Source organism: Streptomyces sp. CNZ301 (assembly GCF_004217425.1).
The window spans coordinates 2,752,260-2,769,622 of sequence record NZ_SHLG01000001.1 but is presented as its reverse complement, the minus strand read 5'-3'; the positions used below and the strand labels follow the sequence as shown (position 1 = coordinate 2,769,622).

Annotated in this window: 11 protein-coding genes, 1 tRNA gene and 2 pseudogenes; 9 read left to right on the top strand and 5 right to left on the bottom strand. The window is 69.0% G+C overall.

The genetic code is table 11. The features are described 5' to 3' along the window. Positions 1-56: 56 nt before the first annotated feature. Positions 57-1,826: a group II intron reverse transcriptase/maturase gene (gene ltrA, locus EV375_RS11810; RefSeq protein WP_486588428.1), complete on the bottom strand. Its 1,770-nt coding sequence runs from the start codon at positions 1,824-1,826 to the stop codon at positions 57-59. A 646-nt stretch (positions 1,827-2,472) separates the two neighbouring features. After that, a pseudogene (locus EV375_RS11805) lies at positions 2,473-2,970 on the bottom strand (transposase); the annotation flags it as partial. A gap of 1,927 nt (positions 2,971-4,897) precedes the next feature. On the opposite strand from EV375_RS11805, the gene EV375_RS11800 reads away from it, so the two are divergent. Next, the gene (locus EV375_RS11800) at positions 4,898-5,224 is read left to right on the top strand and encodes a hypothetical protein (RefSeq protein ID WP_130299401.1); all 327 of its coding nucleotides are present in this window, start codon (positions 4,898-4,900) and stop codon (positions 5,222-5,224) included. A gap of 436 nt (positions 5,225-5,660) precedes the next feature. Here EV375_RS11800 and EV375_RS29690 read toward each other — a convergent pair whose 3' ends face one another. After that, positions 5,661-5,960, bottom strand: coding sequence for a hypothetical protein (locus EV375_RS29690; RefSeq protein WP_486588427.1), 300 nt, complete (start codon positions 5,958-5,960; stop codon positions 5,661-5,663). Between EV375_RS29690 and EV375_RS29370 the strand changes: the two are divergent. Continuing rightward, positions 5,851-6,552: pseudogene (locus EV375_RS29370) on the top strand (recombinase family protein); the annotation flags it as partial. The gene EV375_RS29690 and the pseudogene EV375_RS29370 overlap by 110 nt on opposite strands. Positions 6,553-6,576: 24 nt before the next feature. Here EV375_RS29370 and EV375_RS29365 read toward each other — a convergent pair. Together EV375_RS29365 and EV375_RS11790 are read right to left on the bottom strand one after the other, a co-directional pair. After that, a complete protein-coding gene (locus EV375_RS29365; RefSeq protein WP_207228073.1) occupies positions 6,577-6,963 on the bottom strand; it encodes a hypothetical protein in 387 nt (128 codons plus the stop codon). Positions 6,964-7,181: 218 nt separating this feature from the next. Next, positions 7,182-7,256, bottom strand: a tRNA-Arg gene (locus tag EV375_RS11790). A gap of 216 nt (positions 7,257-7,472) precedes the next feature. Here EV375_RS11790 and EV375_RS11785 point away from each other — a divergent pair. The 7 genes from EV375_RS11785 (at position 7,473) to rho (ending at position 17,078) form a co-directional block, all read left to right on the top strand. After that, positions 7,473-7,907, top strand: coding sequence for a response regulator (locus EV375_RS11785; RefSeq protein ID WP_486588725.1), 435 nt, complete (start codon positions 7,473-7,475; stop codon positions 7,905-7,907). Positions 7,908-8,233: 326 nt separating this feature from the next. Continuing rightward, the gene (locus EV375_RS11780; RefSeq protein WP_130299399.1) at positions 8,234-9,118 is read left to right on the top strand and encodes a DALR anticodon-binding domain-containing protein; all 885 of its coding nucleotides are present in this window, start codon (positions 8,234-8,236) and stop codon (positions 9,116-9,118) included. Between the two features lie 186 nt (positions 9,119-9,304). Continuing rightward, positions 9,305-10,750 (top strand): diaminopimelate decarboxylase, encoded by a 1,446-nt coding sequence (gene lysA, locus EV375_RS11775; RefSeq protein ID WP_130299398.1) that lies wholly within the window; start codon positions 9,305-9,307, stop codon positions 10,748-10,750. Between the two features lie 96 nt (positions 10,751-10,846). After that, complete coding sequence (locus EV375_RS11770; RefSeq protein WP_130301780.1) at positions 10,847-12,136, top strand: homoserine dehydrogenase; 1,290 nt, start codon at positions 10,847-10,849, stop codon at positions 12,134-12,136. Between the two features lie 40 nt (positions 12,137-12,176). Continuing rightward, a complete protein-coding gene (thrC, locus tag EV375_RS11765) occupies positions 12,177-13,256 on the top strand; it encodes a threonine synthase (RefSeq protein WP_130299397.1) in 1,080 nt (359 codons plus the stop codon). 398 nt (positions 13,257-13,654) lie between these two features. Next, positions 13,655-14,602, top strand: coding sequence for a homoserine kinase (gene thrB / locus EV375_RS11760; protein WP_130299396.1), 948 nt, complete (start codon positions 13,655-13,657; stop codon positions 14,600-14,602). Positions 14,603-15,035: 433 nt separating this feature from the next. Further along, positions 15,036-17,078 (top strand): transcription termination factor Rho, encoded by a 2,043-nt coding sequence (gene rho / locus EV375_RS11755; protein WP_486588426.1) that lies wholly within the window; start codon positions 15,036-15,038, stop codon positions 17,076-17,078. Positions 17,079-17,363: the final 285 nt, after the last annotated feature.

Below are 17,363 nucleotides of genomic sequence, written 5' to 3'. Positions count from 1 at the left end.
ATTGCTGCGCCGGGGCCCCCTCAGAACCGTGCGTGCCTGCTTTCCAGGCACACGGCTCAAGCAAGTCCCGCGGGCTCGCGGGCAGGCAGAGTTGCTGGTCCCGGTGCGCGGGCGGCGATGCGCCGTCGCGCGCAGTGGGCGTGCATGAGGCAGCGTGCGGTGTCGTCCGGTGGGCTGCCGTCCTCGGTGGCGAGCGCCGTGCGGCGGATCGCCTTGCGGACGGCGGTGAGCCACTGTTCCCACTCGGTGGGACTTTGCGGCTCTTGATCGGCGTGCAGCAGCAGAGTGCCGCAGCCGGGACAGCGGCCGTGCTGCGCGTGTAGCAGCCGCAGCACGAACCGCCCCAGCGGGGGCTTTCGCCGCCGTCGGCGATTGGCCCAGTAGCCGGTCAGAGCGGGATCGTCCGGAGACGCTCTGCCCTTCACCAGCCGATGCCGGACAATCTTCGTCCAGGAGAACTTCACCAGGAAGCGGCCGGTGTCCCGGTCACCGAACACCCAGCGATCCCGCCTGGTCGGGTGGAACGCGCCGAAGTACCGGGCCACGACCCAGCGTTTCGATTTGTTCGGGTGCGCCCGCAGTCCCCACCGGTAGGTGAGCCGCCACACGTAGTGATCCAGAGAGGAGAAGATCTCCTTGGACACCCCGGTGCGGTAGTAGGCGGCCCAGCCCCGGATCACGGGGTTGAGCTTGTTGATCACCGCTTCGGCGTTGGCCCCGTGCAGGGCCCCGACCTCGGCGGCGAGCCTGCTGCGAATGCGCCGCACCGCTGCCTTGCTGGGCTTGGTCAGCAGCTTGCCGTTGCGATAGCGGCGGACGTTGAACCCGAGGAAATTGAAGCCCTCTTCAAGACGGACGACGCGCGTCTTGTCCTCGTTGAAGGCCAGTCCCCTCGGCGCCAGCCACACCGCGAGCTGCTGCTTGACCTGCCGGGCCTGCTCCTCGCTGACGCACAAGGCCACCAGATCGTCGGCATAGCGGATCACCACGGGGGTGCACGGCTCCGACTTACCCGCGTGTCTCATCCCGTCAGGGAAGTACCGGACCCCGGCGGCTTCCTCAAGCCCGTGCAAGGCGACGTTCAACAGCGTCGGGCTGACCACCCCGCCTTGTGGAGTCCCCTCCTCGGTCGGGGTGAGCTGTTCCCGCTCGACCACGCCCGCCTTCAGCCACTGCCTGATCTGATCCCGCGCGGGGAATGTGCCGAGCTGGTGGAGAAGATGCCCATGGTCGATGCGGTCGAACGCCGCTGCCAGGTCCGCGTCGAGAATCCACCGGCGGTGCGGGTTCTTGCCCCCGACCGCATTGAAGATCGCCTCGATGGCGTCGTGGCAGCCACGGCCGGGCCGAAAGCCGTACGACTTCGGCTCGAACCGTGCCTCCCACTCGGGTTCCAGCGCGTTGAGGGCCCGCGCCTGGAGAGCGCGATCAACGATCACCGGAATGCCGAGCGGGCGCTGTTTCTTCCCTCCTGCCTTGGGGATATACACCCGCCTGACCGGCCGGGACTTCCAGGAACCGAAGGATCGCTGCATCCAGTCAGCCAGTTCGGCCTTGCCCTGGGGCAGTAGCACCACCTTCCCGTCGATCCCGGCGGTCGTGCGGCCAGCGTTGATCTCCGCGACCCGGCGCACGCTGAGCAGCGTGTTGGCACGGGAGCGGAGCATCAGCTTCTGCAGATTGCGGACCCTTTTCAGGTCCCCTGCCTGCGATGCCGTGAAGATGCGCTGCCGAAGTCGCCGTACGTCGTCCTCAACCTGCTGCCAGTCGACGGCCAGCCAGTCGGTGATCTCGTCCTCGGGTCCGTTCACCGCGGCGGTGGCCACGGCGTCTAACTTGTCCCTTGGTTCCGGTGCTTCGAGCATCTGGTCTCCACAGACTCACCTGGCCCACGTCGGCACCCTTTCGGGTTCGGGCATGTGCCCGTATCCGGCCGGTTATGCGGGGCGATCGGCGGAGGGCCGAACATGTTGCCCCGTCTTCCCGCTGCCTTTCGGCCGCCGGCGTTTGCTTCTTGGGCCATCCTGTTCCCGCCCGGGGACTGGGCCTTCCTCGCGGTCGGCTCACCGCCCGGTCTCCCGGGCGGACCCCGTCGGGGTTTCCACGTTCCACACAGTTGAGACGCGACCGGGGTGGGTGCCCCCTATACCCCGGGGACGGCGGTGTCCTCCCGGTCGGCGGCAACCTGTCCGACCGGCACCCGCCGCTTCTCAGCGGCCAGTCCCTGCACTCCGCTGGAGACTTCCGTCTGGCGGAGCCCAAACGTGACGAGGCATCGTCAGGGGTTCACCAGCGTTCACCCGTCCGGTCTTCCCCTTGCCTGTGGCCCCCGGACGGATCGGGGACCCTTGGGCGTCTTCTTCGAGCTCCGCACCCCACCGTTGCCAGTGACGCACGTCGAAGCGGGGACGGGCCTTGGACACTGGCCCGGATCTACACCCTCGACATCAGCCAACCCTCCGATCGATGTGATCACTCAAACTGTGCGACCTCGTGTCGCACGCTGCCTGCGTTCCCGGGCCGCAGCAGGGCGGCGACCGGCTCTCCGCTGCCACCCGGCCCGTGGTCGAGGAAGGCGATGAGCGGGTGGTGACCGAAGGTCCTCTTCCAGGTCGGTGTCGCATCCTGCTTCGCGGAGTGCGCCAGGACCAGCACCCCGTCCAGATCCACGATCACCTGCCCGGTCGCGTCCGGTGCCGCAGGGCCGGCCAGCTTCCAGACCCGCTCGCGGGCTTCCGCCCGCGCGGTGCGGATCGCTGTCAGAGCCTTCGGCCCGGCCGCGGCGAGGGTATCGATCAGGCGGGAGACGGTCGGGTCGGAGGCCACCGGACCGAACACGTCCGGCTCGGCCCGCAGCATCCCGACATCGGCGAGACAGTCACCGCCCAGCGCGACCGCAAGGCCCACGTCCATCAGGATCTTCCCCGGATCGTGGATCGCGCGAGGACGCCGCCACGGCGCCAGCTCAGAGGCACTTTCTACTTACGTGATCACCCATCGGACACCACGCCTCGTGAAAGCCCGAGGTTAGTGGGTCTTCCACCGCCAAGTGCGCCATTTGATCTCAGCGACGAAGCGACTGCCGGGCTCGGGCGTGTAGACGACATCTGCCCGTCCGCCCGCGACATCCCACTTCTCCCGTTTCACTGCCTGGCCGCAATGAGAGGGCAGATGTGCTCATGGAAGTCGTCCTGAAGGTCCTTCTCGTTCCAGGCCGTGACGGTGCCGTCGGGGTTCTGAGGCGGCGGCCCGGGGTAGGCGGTGCGCTCCCCGTACAGGTTGGGTTGGGCGTCGAATCGTTCGTAGAGGAATCGCAGGAAGTGCTCTAACAGGGGGTGAAGTAGTGGCTGTCGCTTGGCTTCCAGGCCGGGCTGGTCTTCAGGATGTCGAGCAGGGTCTCCAGGTGGGTGTTTACGCGGGCGTTGCCGATGGGGGGACTCCCTGGCGAGTTGGTGCGCGAACTGCTCGAGCCGATCGAGCTGGTGATGGTCGAGATGGTTGCGCAGACCGGTGGCGTCAGGCTGAAAGAGCGCGGCAAGCGTGGGACGGTCCTCCAGCCGCGGGCGAGGGCTTGTTCCAGCTGGTGCAACAGGCCTTGGCTGCGAACGAACGGCGCCTCTACGGTTGGGCTGATCAGTGCCGTCGTTGGGTCGTCGGCGGGGCGTGGATGCTGCGGCTGACGAGGTAGACCTGCAGGAGGTCGTTCAGGGCGCCGGCGGGGTTGTACCAGCTGGGCTGGTACAGGTGTGTCTGTGCGAGGGTGATGACGAGCTTCGATCGCGTGCTGCACCCAGTCCACGGGCACTTTGTCAGCTTGTGCTCACTCAGGGCGTCTGTAATTCTCGCCGGTAGCTTGCAGGACGCATCCTTCGAAATCAACACCGTCACTTGCCCCCTCAGCCTGCGGTGCGGTGGGTCCAATAGAGGGGCGCCACGACGCTGTCGAGCTCGGCGAGTGGTCAGGGGCTGACCCTCGCACTGTGGGGGGCCCGATCCCCCCTCCCAATGGGGGTTCTAATGGGCCTTCCTACTAGAGTGGAAGCCCCTCCAGGTGGGTTTGTCGCAGGTGAGAGCGGCTCCTGCCCCTACCCATGCATTCCGCGACTCTTATATCTCGAACAGGATTATTTCAGTAGTAATGTGCGGCCAGGGCGGGGCTCAGGTTGTGGCGTCAATGGCAGGACGGGTATCTGTCGACGTGACGCCTCCGGTGTCGAGTGCTGTGACGGCTTGCGTATCGCTGGCCCCATTCGCGGTTGAGAGGGCCGTTTGACGGCGGCACCGGATCCCCATCTCGCAGCCGGCCGCCAGCACAGCCGCGGGATTGCTGTGCGGCAGCAGTGGAACATCGAACAGGCGGCAACTCGTCGGCACCTCACATCGGCAACTCCTCGGCACCTTATGAGATGCCTACCGAGTTGCCGCCCGAGGCCGCCCAGAACCCCCTGCGCAGTGCGTTATGGAGGAACCGTTCCCGTCCCCCGACTTCCTAGGAAGCACTACCCCAAGTCCTCCAAGGGTGCAGACCGAGCTCCGCGCGACACGCCGAGCCCGAGCTGGCGCGGGACAGGCGGGCTGACCCGCCCGCGATCTGAGCTGATCACTGAGGCATCGGGACCGTCGCTCGTCCGTCCTGGGGACTTGCGCATACCTGAGGTGTTGGCGTGTTGGATGTGCCGGCGATGGTGACCCGCGCGGGCTCGGTCCGGGCTGCAGCGGTCGACGCCGAGTGTAACTACCTCAACGAACTACTACGAGGTTCCTAAAGCTCAAAAAGTTCCAGGGTGCGTGTCCAAAATGAGCTCGAAAGGCGGTCTTCCTTTAGTGACATGAGTCCACCGAATCGATGCGCATCCCGGGGGCATCACCGCGTGCGCTCGTGGGACGGGAGAACCCCATGCACCCTGCTGATCGCACCCTCAACAGGCCGCAGCTAGAGCACCACGAAGAGTCAGCCTCGCTGCCAGCAAGTGCCTCGGAAGGCGAACACGAAAAGGCATCCAAGACCAGTTCGGACCAAGGGAATTGGGAGTACAATACGGAGGGTAAGGGTGGCCGTGTCACCCACTATTCCGGGCACGTGACCTACATCGGCGGAGCCGAAGGCGAGCGCTTGCGCGATGCCCTGGCCGCTGTCAGCCGCGACCTACTCGACTGGGCAGCCACCGCGCAGCACACGGCAGTAAATCCTCCTGATCACTACGAGCATGGGGAGGCAGCTTGACAACTCCCAACCACAACGACGCTGGCCCCATACCCGGACCGACGCGAAATCCCCCTGCACCAGCCCGCGTTGCTCCTCCTAGGCCTTCGGCGTCGGCCACAACACCGATCGGTTCAGGGCCCGTCTCCTCGGAGTGGTCTGATCTGGCGGTCTCGCCCTTCGGCACACCTGCCGCCCTGCTGAACGGGGAGGTGCGGGTGGCGTGGGTGGGGCGCACCTCGACCGAGGACCAGCAAGACCCCCGCCAGTCGCTGATGCGGCAGTTGGAGCGCAGCAAGTCCGCGCTGCCTGAACCTTGGGCGATCGTGAGCCACTTCTACGACGTGGAATCCGGCCGCATGGAACTCGGTGATCGAGGCCGGGGCACGAACTACGAACGGTTCGACATCCCCATCGCCCGCGACGGCGGCATCACCGACCTGCTCGCGGAAGCCAGTCACCCCAACCGCCGCTTCGATGTGGTGATCTGCGAAAGCACCTCGCGGGTGGCCCGGCGGATGTTTGAAAACCTCTCCGTGGAACGGGAGTTGGAGCGGGCAGGGGTGCCGCTGTTCGCCTGGAACGAGCCGATCACACTCGGCGGCGGACGCGCCCAGCAGATCCTCCAGCGCCGCATCAACCAGTCGGTGGCCGAATACGAGGTCTTCAACTCGCTGGAGACCTCCTGGGGCGGGCTGTGCACCCATGTGCGCGAGGGCTGGAACATCGGGAAGCCCCCGTACGGATATGCGGCCAAGCGTTACCGACATCCCAACTCCGCCAAGGCCGACAAGGGAGCCACCAAGACACGGCTGGAACCGGACGGAGCACGGGCCGAGACGGTCACACAGATCGCCCTGTGGCGCTACCACGAGAACCTCGGGTACGCCACGATCGTGGACAGGCTCAACACCGCCCCAGACCGGTATCCACCCCCGATGCCGCCTGGTGGCCGGGCGCGTGCGCGTGGGGCGTGGAGCAAGTCGTCGGTGTGCGAGATCCTTCGCAACCCGAAGTACACCGGCTACCAGGTCTTCAACCGCCGCGCGATGCGGTCCAAGGGCGGTGCCTATAACGCCCCGCAGTTGTGGGTGTGGTCGCCGCAGCCCACGCATGAGCCGCTGATCCCGAAGTGGATGTTCGATGAGCTGGCTAGCCGGCGTCAGGCCAAACGCGGCTCCCGCGACGGCAGTTCGCGCAACGCGCACCCTGCCACCCGCCGTACCTACGTCCTGCGCGGGATGGTTCTGTGCTCCTGCGGGCGGAAGATGTTTGGCAACCACCGCAACGGCCTCACTTACTACACGTGCTGGCCACGCGGTAACAACCGAGGCCGCACCGACCGGTACGCCGGGCACCCCAAGAGCGTGTACCTACGCGAAGACGCCACCCTCGAAGCCGTCTCGGCCTTCTTCACCGATCGGGTCTTCGGCCCTGGGCGGCGAGAGCAGCTTGCCGCCGATCTTGCCAGCACGGATGACCGGGAGTCTCGGAAGCGAGACGCCGAACGAGAGCGCCACCGCCGCGCTCTCGCTGATCTCGCCCGCAGACAGGACAACATCCTCCGCCAGGCCCAGGACTGCGAACCGGGCACCCCCTACGCCCAGGGCCTCCAGCGCACCTATGACGATCTGGAAGGGCAGCGGAAAGCCAACTTGGCCCTGGTAGCTGAACTGAACGCTGCCGAGGCCGCCGAACCCGCTCGGCCCACCCGGGAGGCCGCCGACCTCCTCGACGCCCTGCCCCAGCTCACCCTTCACCTGGCCACGGCACCGGAGACACTGCTGCGGCGACTCTTCGAGATCACCCAACTCACCGTCCGCCACCACGCAGGCAGCGGCGAAGCCAACATCACCATCAAGCTGCCCGCCGACTACCTGCCCGACATCGCCCAGACAGCGGAAAGGATCAACAAGACCATGCCATCTACACGAGAGCGGCCTGCTCAGCAGGTCACGCCCATTCGTGTAGATGCTGTTGGTACCCCCGGCAGGATTCGAACCTGCGCACACGGCTCCGGAGGCCGTTGCTCTATCCCCTGAGCTACGGGGGCTCGTCCCCCTGAGCTACGGGGGCTCGTCGCGCTGTGAGCGGCGACAGGAAGAACAGTACCAGCTTGGTGATGGTGCCCCGGAATCGGTTTCGGGGTCGCGGGGACCGGCGGGAGCCGCCGTGGGTGGGGCGCCGGGGCCGGGCCCCGCAGGGGTGGGAAAGGGCAAAACCCGGACGCCGGAGCAGCGGTGTGCCTAGGCTTTGTCGTGTGCCAGGTATGTCCGGCCGGGTCCTTGTCGTGGACGATGACAAGGTCATCCGGCAGTTGATCAGGGTCAATCTCGAGCTGGAAGGCTTCGAGGTGGTGACGGCTGCCGACGGCGTCGAGTGTCTGGACGTTGTGCACGGTGTGAGGCCGGATCTCGTCACGCTCGACGTGGCGATGCCCCGCCTCGACGGTCTGCGCACCGCCGAGCGGCTGCGTTCCGATCCCCGTACGCGCCACATCCCGGTCGCGATCGTCAGCGGCTGCGCGCCGGTCGACGGTGAGGACGGCCGCGAGCCCCCGGTGGACGCCCTGTTGGCGAAGCCCTTCGAGCCGTCCGAACTCGTGCGGATGGTACGGCAGTTGACGCGACGCCCGGAGGGCGGCGAAGCCCGGCGGGGCGACCCGGACGAGCAGGAGCCGGCCGGGTGGCCGGCTCGCCGCTGAGCAGTCCCGCACAACGGCAGCCCGCCCCGCACGTGAGGGCTCCGAGCATGTGCCGACCCGAACACGTGAGGGCTCCCAGGGACATAGCGCGCCCCAAGCACGCAAGCACGCGACGTGACTCGAGTCGGCGCGGTGGGTCAGGCATGTCGCGCCGCGCATGACCTCCCTGGCCCCTGCCCCCGGTCCCACGCGCAGGCGTACATGCGTGCTGCGCTGTCACCAGCGGTGACGGTCCGCACCGCCCGCGCCCCCCGGCGCCGCACCGCGCCTGCCGTCAGGGGAATCCCGTTCGCGCCGACCCACCCCCTCTCCCATACGCTTGGCCTGTGACACCCGCCCAGCTCTCCCGCACCGTGCTGCACGCGGTACGTCGTGCCGCGGCCGACGGTGAACTGGGCGCGGTACGGGGAAGTACCGGGCTGCCACAGCGGGTGACGGTGGAGTCGCCGCCCCGCCGGGGGCCTGGGGACTACGCGGTGAACGTCGCCTTCGGGCTCGCGGGTCCGGCAGCCATGACGCCCTACGACGTGGCACGCGTGCTGCGGGCCCGGTTGCTCCGGGAGGACGGGATCCACGCGGTGGAGATCGCCGGAGGCGGGTTCCTCAACGTCACGCTCGGCGCAGCCGCACGGGCAGGGCTCGTGGCGGAGCTGTCGCGTCCGTTCGTCGCCGTGGCCGGCCCGGAGCTCGGCAGCGAATCCCGCAGCCGGCCTCGCAACGGCACCGGTCCCGTCACCTCCGTCCAGGACTGCCCCGCGGCCGATATCGCGCGCTGGAGCGCCGTCACCGGCGACGCGCCCGCCGTGCTGGCCGTGCGTACGGCGCAGGTGAGCGATCTCTTCCGCGTGCAGTACGCACACGCGCGGGCCCGTGCGCTCTCGCGCAACGCCTGTGAACTGGGCTTCCGTGCCGATCCGGAGGCAGCGACGGAGGCCGGCCCCGCGTACGGACCCGGCGGCGACGCGCTGCTGGCGCTGCTCGCGGACCACCGGCGCGTCAGTGAGCAGTCCGTCCCCGCGCGGCACGCCCGCCATCTGGTCGCCGTGGGCGAGGCTTTCTTCGACTTCCACGACCAGTACCCGCCGCTGCCCCGCGGCGACGAGAAACCCGGGGCCGTCCACCGCGCCCGGCTGGCTCTCGTCGAAGCCACCGGGACGGTGCTCGCAGGCGGCCTGACCCAGCTCGGCGTGAGCGCACCCGCGCATCTGTGATCCCGGAGCGAGTCCTGCGAACCACGTACCACGCCCTCCGGACACCCCAGACTTCGAACACCGCAAAGGACTTCCGATCAGCGTGAACACGAACCAGAACGTGAGCACGGCCGTGCGCGCGAGCGCCGGCGCGGCCGTCACCGCGAGCACGGACATCTGCCGCACCGGTGAGAGCGAGGCACCCGAATGAGCCGCTCCGCGCACCCCGCAGGCCCCCGGCACGCTGATGTGCTGCCGGAGGGAGGGCACTACGTCGCGCCCCCGGCCGACCTCAACGTGCTCGATCCCCGTGTCTGGCCGCAGACCGCGACCCGTACCTCCACCGGTTCCGTGTCCGTCGGCGGTCTCGATGTGAAGGACCTGGCCGAGGAGTTCGGCACTCCGCTCTACGTGCTCGACGAGGCCGACTTCCGGGCCCGCTGCCGCGCCTGGCGGGACGCCTTCGGCGAGGACGCCGACGTCTTCTACGCGGGCAAGGCCTTCCTCTCCCGCGCCGTCGTGCGCTGGCTGACGGAGGAGGGCCTCAACCTCGACGTGTGCTCCGGCGGCGAACTCTCCATCGCCCTGACTGCCGGGATGCCGCCCGAGCGCATCGCCCTGCACGGCAACAACAAGTCGAGCGCCGAGATCGAGCAGGCAGTCGAGGCCGGTGTCGGGCGGATCGTGCTGGACTCCTTCCAGGAGATCGCCCGCGTCGCGCACATCGCCGACAGGCTGGGACGGCGTCAGCCCGTCCAGATCCGCGTCACGGTCGGTGTCGAGGCGCACACCCACGAGTTCATCGCGACGGCGCACGAGGACCAGAAGTTCGGGCTCGCCCTCGCCGGGGACACGGCGTCTCGCTCGTCCGGGGACCGCGGCCACCCGGAGGCCCCGGGAGGTCCGGCCGCCGAGGCCGTGCGACGCGTGCTGAAGCTGGACAGCCTGGAGCTCGTCGGCATCCACTCCCACATCGGCTCGCAGATCTTCGACACGTCGGGATTCGAGGTGGCCGCGCACCGCGTCGTCGGCCTGCTCACCGACATCCGCGACGAGCACGGCGTGGAGCTGCCCGAGATCGATCTCGGCGGTGGCCTCGGCATCGCGTACACGCCCGAGGACGACCCCAGCGAGCCGCACGAGATCGCCGTCTCGCTCCGCAAGATCGTCGAGCGCGAGTGCCGCGGCGCGGGGCTTTCGGTGCCGCGCCTGTCCGTCGAGCCGGGACGGGCTGTCATCGGGCCCTCTGCCTGCACCGTCTACGAGACGGGAACGGTCAAGGAACTCCCGGGTCTTCGTACGTACGTGAGCGTGGACGGCGGCATGTCGGACAACGTCCGCACGGCGCTGTACGACGCGGAGTACACCGTCTCGCTCGTCTCGCGCTCCTCGGAGGCCTCGCCGATGCTCTCCAGGGTCGTCGGCAAGCACTGCGAGAGCGGCGACATCGTCGTACGGGACGCGTTCTTGCCGGCCGATCTCGCGCCGGGCGATCTGCTGGCCGTCCCTGCGACGGGCGCGTACTGCAGGTCCATGGCGAGCAACTACAACCACGCGTTGCGTCCCCCGGTCGTCGCCGTGCGGGACGGGGCGGCACGGGTGATCGTCCGGCGGGAGACGGAGGAGGATCTCCTGCGTCTCGATGTCGGCTAGCGAGACATTCGTCCCACATGTTGGAACGAGCGTGGAATCTCCGTACCTGTGCGTGAGACTGGCAGCACCGGAAATGACGAGAGGCGAGGTCGGATGATGCGTACGCGTCCGCTGAAGGTGGCGCTGCTGGGCTGTGGAGTCGTCGGCTCAGAGGTGGCACGCATCATGACGGCGCACGCGGACGACCTCGCCGCCCGTATCGGCGCCCCGGTGGAGCTCGCCGGTGTCGCGGTCCGCCGCCCCGACCGCGTACGTGAGGGTGTCGACCCCGCGCTGGTGACCACCGACGCGGCGGCGCTGGCCCGCCGCGAGGACATCGACGTCGTCATCGAGGTCATCGGCGGGATCGAGCCCGCGCGCAAGCTCATCACGTCCGCGTTCGAGCACGGTGCGAGCGTCGTGACCGCCAACAAGGCGCTGCTCGCCGAGGACGGCCCCACGCTCCACGAGGCGGCGGAGAAACACGGCAACGACCTCTACTACGAGGCGGCGGTGGCGGCCGCGATCCCGCTGGTCAGGCCCCTTCGGGAGTCACTGGCCGGCGACAAGGTCAACCGCGTGCTCGGCATCGTCAACGGCACGACGAACTTCATCCTCGACCGGATGGACTCCTCCGGCGCCGGATACGGGGAGGCCCTGGACGAGGCGACCGCGCTGGGCTACGCCGAGGCCGACCCGACCGCCGACGTCGAGGGCTTCGACGCGGCCGCCAAGGCCGCCATCCTCGCCGGCATCGCCTTCCACACCCGGGTCCGCCTGGACGACGTACACCGCGAGGGCCTCACCGAGATCTCCGCCGCCGACATCGCCTCCGCGAAACGCATGGGCTGCACGGTCAAGCTGCTGGCCATCTGCGAACGGGCCGCCGACGGCCGGTCCGTCACGGCGCGCGTGCATCCGGCGATGATCCCGCTGAGCCATCCGCTGGCCAACGTGCGTGAGGCGTACAACGCCGTCTTCGTCGAGTCGGAGGCGGCGGGTCAGCTGATGTTCTACGGGCCCGGCGCGGGCGGCGCGCCCACGGCCTCCGCCGTGCTGGGCGACCTGGTGGCCGCCTGTCGCAACAAGCTCAACGGGGCGAAGGGGCCCGGCGAATCGGCCTACGCGCAGCTGCCGGTCTCACCGATGGGCGAGGTCGTCACGCGCTATCACATCAGCCTCGACGTGGCCGACAAGCCCGGCGTCCTCGCCCAGGTCGCCACCACGTTCGCGGAGCACGGCGTCTCGATCGACACCGTGCGCCAGCAGGGCAAGGACGGCGACGCCTGGCTCGTCGTCGTCACCCACAGCGCGCCCGACGCGGCGCTGAGCTCGACCGTCGAGGCCCTGCGCGGCCTCGACACCGTGCGCGGCGTCGCCAGCATCATGCGGGTCGAGGGCGAATGAACGGGACCCGTGCACAGGGGAATCGAGGACAGTGACCACCATGGAAACCGCAGCACCCGCCACCTCCCGACAGTGGCGCGGCATCATCGAGGAGTACCGCGACCGGCTGCCCGTCGGTCCGGAGACAGCTCCCGTCACCCTCCGCGAGGGCGGCACGCCGCTCGTGCCGGCGCAACTCCTCTCCGAACTCACGGGCTGCGACGTCCACTTGAAGGTCGAGGGCGCCAACCCGACCGGTTCCTTCAAGGACCGCGGCATGACGATGGCGATCACGCGGGCCAAGGAGGAGGGCGCGCAGGCCGTCATCTGCGCCTCCACGGGGAACACTTCGGCCTCGGCGGCCGCGTATGCCGTGCGTGCGGGGATGGTCTGCGCCGTCCTCGTCCCGCAGGGGAAGATCGCTCTGGGCAAGATGGGCCAGGCGCTGGTGCACGGCGCCAAGATCCTTCAGGTGGACGGGAATTTCGACGACTGTCTCACTCTCGCCCGCGGCTTGTCGGAGAAGTACCCCGTGGCGCTCGTCAATTCGGTCAATCCCGACCGCATCGAGGGTCAGAAGACCGCCGCGTTCGAGATCGTCGACATGCTCGGCGACGCCCCCGACGTCCACGTCCTGCCCGTGGGCAACGCGGGCAACATCACTGCGTACTGGCGGGGTTACAGCGAATACCTCGCGGACGGTCCCGCGACGCGCGCACCGCGCATGTGGGGCTTCCAGGCATCCGGCGCCGCTCCCATCGTGCGCGGCGAGCCGGTGAAGGACCCGAGCACGATCGCCACCGCGATCCGGATCGGCAACCCGGCGTCCTGGGAGTTCGCGGAGCGGGCACGGGACGAGTCGGGCGGCTTCATCGATTCCGTGACCGACCGTCAGATCCTGCGCGCCTACAAGCTGTTGTCCTCGCGCGAGGGCGTCTTCGTCGAGCCGGCCTCCTCCGCGTCCGTCGCCGGGCTGCTCCAGGCCGCCGAGCAGGGCAAGCTGGAACCGGGGCAGCGCGTGGTGTGCACGGTCACCGGCAACGGCCTCAAGGACCCCGACTGGGCGGTTGCGGGCGCACCCCGGCCGGTGACGGTGCCGATCGACGCGGACGCGGCGGCGGAACGCCTGGGCCTGGCCTGACGGTTCACCCGTGCCGGTGACGGGAAGTCATCCGGTGACACCGGCGTCGCCGGTGCGTGAGCTCGCCGAAGCGGGGCGGGGGCGGAACGGAAGCAGGACGGGACGGAGAGCGGGAGCGGAAGCGGTTTCCGGTGCGGAGACCAGCGGCGAGGGAGCGCGCAACAGCTTGCGACACGCATCGTGCGCCTCCTGTGCGCCCTGTGTCGCCACTGAACCTTCCTTCGATAAGCTTGCGTTCATCCCTCCCCCCTACGTACTCCGGGGGCCTTCCCGCGTCCCGTCAGGGAGGCCCCGCACGGTCCGCCGGGCCCTGGAGGCACAGGGTCCGTGACCATTCCGGCGTCACCGCCGCGGTCCATGGGAAATCGCGTCAACAATCCAAGGAGAGTCATCGGGAGATGGCCGGTCCCGCGTTCCGCGCCGCAGCTGTCCGCGTGCGCGTTCCCGCCACCAGCGCCAACCTCGGCCCCGGCTACGACGCCCTGGGCCTCGCGCTGGGCCTCTACGACGACGTCGTCGTCCGTGTCGCCGACTCCGGGCTGCACGTCGACATCGCGGGGGAGGGCGCGGAGACGCTGCCGCGCGACGAGGACCATCTGCTCGTACGCTCCCTGCGCACCGCGTTCGACCTGCTCGGCGGCCAGCCGCGAGGCCTGGAGGTCGTCTGCGCCAACCGCATCCCGCACGGGCGGGGCCTCGGCTCGTCCTCCGCGGCCATCTGCGCCGGCATCGTCGCCGCACGCGCGGTCACCACGGGCGGTGAGGCCAAGCTTCACGACGCGGCGATGCTGGAGCTGGCCACCGAGATCGAGGGCCACCCGGACAACGTCGCGGCCTGTCTGCTGGGCGGCTTCACGCTTGCCTGGATGGACGCCGGCGCCGCGCGCGCGATCCGGATGGAGCCCGCGGAGTCCGTCGTGCCGGTGGTCTTCGTACCGGCGAATCCGGTGCTGACGGAGACGGCGCGAGGGCTGTTGCCCCGTCATGTCCCGCACGTGGACGCGGCGTTCAACACCGGGCGTGCCGCCCTGCTCGTGGAGGCGCTGACCAGGCGTCCCGATCTGCTGCTGCCGGCGACGGAGGACCGGCTGCACCAGGAGTACCGCGCACCGGCGATGACGGAGAGCGTGGAACTGATGAACCGGCTGCGGGCGGACGGCGTCCCAGCTGTTGTCTCGGGTGCGGGCCCCACGGTGCTCGCACTGCCCGAGGGCCACGGAGCCGCCGACAAGGTGGCACAGCTCGCGGGCGAGCAGTGGACGGCGAACAGGCTGAGCCTCGACTCCGCGGGAGCAAGCGTCCTGCCGCTGAAGGCGGACGGCGGCGACCGCGGCGCATCTCAGTGACGGTGTACGCCCGGCGGAGCAGGAGGAAGGCCTTGGAGCGGCCGACGATCCAGGAGAGGGGGAATGTTTGTTGGGCCCGGTAGTGTTAACCTCAAGTCAGTGCTCGCAGTCTCGTGATCCACACGTGAAACTCTGTGCTGGTCCGTAGAATGCAGTGCTTGAGCGATCCCCCAGGGCACAGGCCCAGGATCGCCTCTTCCTCCAGGAGCCTCCCACGCTGCTTCGCTTTGCGGTGCAGTCCCGAGCACGCTCCGGAGTCGACGTGCAGGACGCACATTCACCTTGTACGTCGAACCATGAATTGATCTCCCCGCCACACATTCAGGCGGGAACCACCGTTTCGGCCAGGTCCGCGCGCACAGGAACCTCGCCGGACAGCACGACCGGTCGCCGAGCCTGACAGGCCGACGTCCGCTCCAGGGAAGGACCCTTTGTGAGCGACACCACCGATCTGATGGGCGTGAACGCCGCTCCCCCTGAGTCCGAAGGCTCGGGTGGCACCTCCTCCGGGAGGGCCCCTGCGGAGAAGGGCGACGCGCCTGCCACGGACGCTTCTGCCGCGCCTGCTACTGGTGCCGCGCCGAAGCGTCGCCGCTCCGGCACCGGACTCGAGGGCATGGTGCTCGCGGAGCTTCAGCAAGTCGCCTCCGGTCTCGGCATCAAGGGCACCGGGCGCATGCGCAAGAGCCAGCTGATCGAAACCATCAAGGAGCGGCAGGCGGGCGGAGGTTCCGGCGCCGACGCGCCGGCCGCCCGCGGCAGGGACGAGGACGCCGGGGAGGGCGAGGACCAGTCCGCCGCCAGGCCCAAGCGCCGTACCACCTCCCGTGCGCGCACGGGAGAGAGCGGCGCGGAGGGCCAGCAGGACTCCGGCCAGATCGACATTCCCGGGCAGCCCGCGAACGAGGAGACGCCCGCGGGTGACCGCCGGGGCCGCCGCGAGGGCGGCAGCAAGGCGGAGGCCTCCGCGGACACCGCCGAGGGGAAGTCGGACGGCCGCGGCGACGGTGGCCAGCAGAGCAAGGGCGACGGCGGCGGCCGCGGCGACCGCAACGACGGCCGCGGCGACGGCGGTGGCCGTCAGCAGCAGGACCGGCCCTCCAAGCGCGACCGTCAGCGTGGCCGCGGCAAGGGCGGTGACGGCGGCGGCCAGAACCAGAACCAGGGCGCCGGCCAGAACCAGGGCCAGAACCAGGGCCAGGGCCCGGGTGGCGGCGGTCGCCGTGACGACGACGACTTCGACGGCGGCCGTCGTGGTCGTCGGGGTCGTTATCGGGATCGTCGTGGGCGTCGTGGTGGGCGTGAGGATGCCGAGCCGCAGGTCGCCGAGGATGATGTGCTGATTCCGGTGGCCGGGATTCTGGACATTCTCGACAACTATGCGTTCGTGCGGACGTCGGGGTATCTGCCGGGTCCGAATGATGTGTATGTGTCGCTGGCGCAGGTCCGTAAGAACGGGCTGCGCAAGGGGGATCACGTCACGGGTGCGGTGCGGCAGCCGCGTGAGGGGGAGCGGCGGGAGAAGTTCAACGCTCTGGTGCGGCTGGATTCGGTCAACGGTGCGTCGCCGGAGGGTGGCAGGTCGCGGGCGGAGTTCAACAAGCTGACGCCGTTGTATCCGCAGGAGCGGCTGCGGCTGGAGACGGAGCCGAATCAGCTCACCTCGCGGATCATCGATCTGGTCTCGCCGATCGGCAAGGGGCAGCGCGGTTTGATCGTGGCGCCGCCGAAGGCGGGCAAGACGATGGTGCTGCAGTCGATCGCGAATTCGATCACGGTGAACAATCCGGAGTGCCATCTGATGGTGGTGCTGGTCGATGAGCGGCCGGAAGAGGTCACCGACATGCAGCGGTCGGTGAAGGGTGAGGTGATCTCCTCGACCTTCGACCGTCCCGCGGAGGATCACACCACGATCGCGGAGCTGGCGATCGAGCGGGCCAAGCGGCTGGTGGAGCTGGGTCACGATGTGGTGGTGCTGCTGGACAACATCACGCGTCTGGGCCGGGCCTACAACCTCTCCGCTCCCGCCTCGGGCCGGATCCTGTCCGGTGGTGTGGATTCCACGGCGCTGTATCCGCCGAAGAAGTTCTTCGGTGCGGCGCGCAACATCGAGGACGGCGGGTCGCTGACGATCCTGGCCGCCGCTTTGGTGGAGACCGGTTCGCGCATGGACGAGGTGATCTTCGAGGAGTTCAAGGGCACCGGCAACATGGAGCTGAAGCTGGACCGGAAGCTCTCGGAGAAGCGGATCTTCCCCGCCGTGGACGTGGACGCCTCCGGCACCCGCAAGGAGGAGATCCTCATGGCGGGCGACGAGCTCCAGATCATCTGGAAGCTGCGCCGGGTACTGCACGCCCTGGACCAGCAGCAGGCCATCGAACTCCTCCTGGACAAGATGAAGCAGACCAAGTCCAACACCGAGTTCCTGCTCCAGATCCAGAAGACCACCCCCACCCCCGGCAACGGCGGCGACTGACCGGGAGTACGTACGGGCCGCGCCGGCCCGGCAGCGAGGACCGCTCCGCAACTTGTGGTGGGGCGGTCCTCGCTCTGTGTGACGGAGGCTGAGAGCTTGGCCACAGCTGCCGTCCGGGCCCCGGGTGTCTCCGCGGAACGCCCGGAGACGCATCCGTCCAGGTCGGTGGCGCGAAGCTTCCTTTTCCCGGCCGGCCCGGCGCATGCCGAGGCGCTGTCCACAGGCGGGGCGCGGTTGTCACGCCGTGTGCAACCCTGCCGGAGGTGTCACAAACGGGTGCGCATG

What these genes read in the sequence shown, in the direction of transcription:
- EV375_RS11800 (WP_130299401.1), top strand. Translation starts at nt 4,898, where the DNA reads ATGCACCCTGCTGATCGCACCCTCAACAGGCCGCAGCTAGAGCACCAC.
- EV375_RS11785 (WP_486588725.1), top strand. Translation starts at nt 7,473, where the DNA reads ATGTCCGGCCGGGTCCTTGTCGTGGACGATGACAAGGTCATCCGGCAG.
- lysA (WP_130299398.1), top strand. Translation starts at nt 9,305, where the DNA reads ATGAGCCGCTCCGCGCACCCCGCAGGCCCCCGGCACGCTGATGTGCTG.
- EV375_RS11770 (WP_130301780.1), top strand. Translation starts at nt 10,847, where the DNA reads ATGCGTACGCGTCCGCTGAAGGTGGCGCTGCTGGGCTGTGGAGTCGTC.
- thrC (WP_130299397.1), top strand. Translation starts at nt 12,177, where the DNA reads ATGGAAACCGCAGCACCCGCCACCTCCCGACAGTGGCGCGGCATCATC.
- thrB (WP_130299396.1), top strand. Translation starts at nt 13,655, where the DNA reads ATGGCCGGTCCCGCGTTCCGCGCCGCAGCTGTCCGCGTGCGCGTTCCC.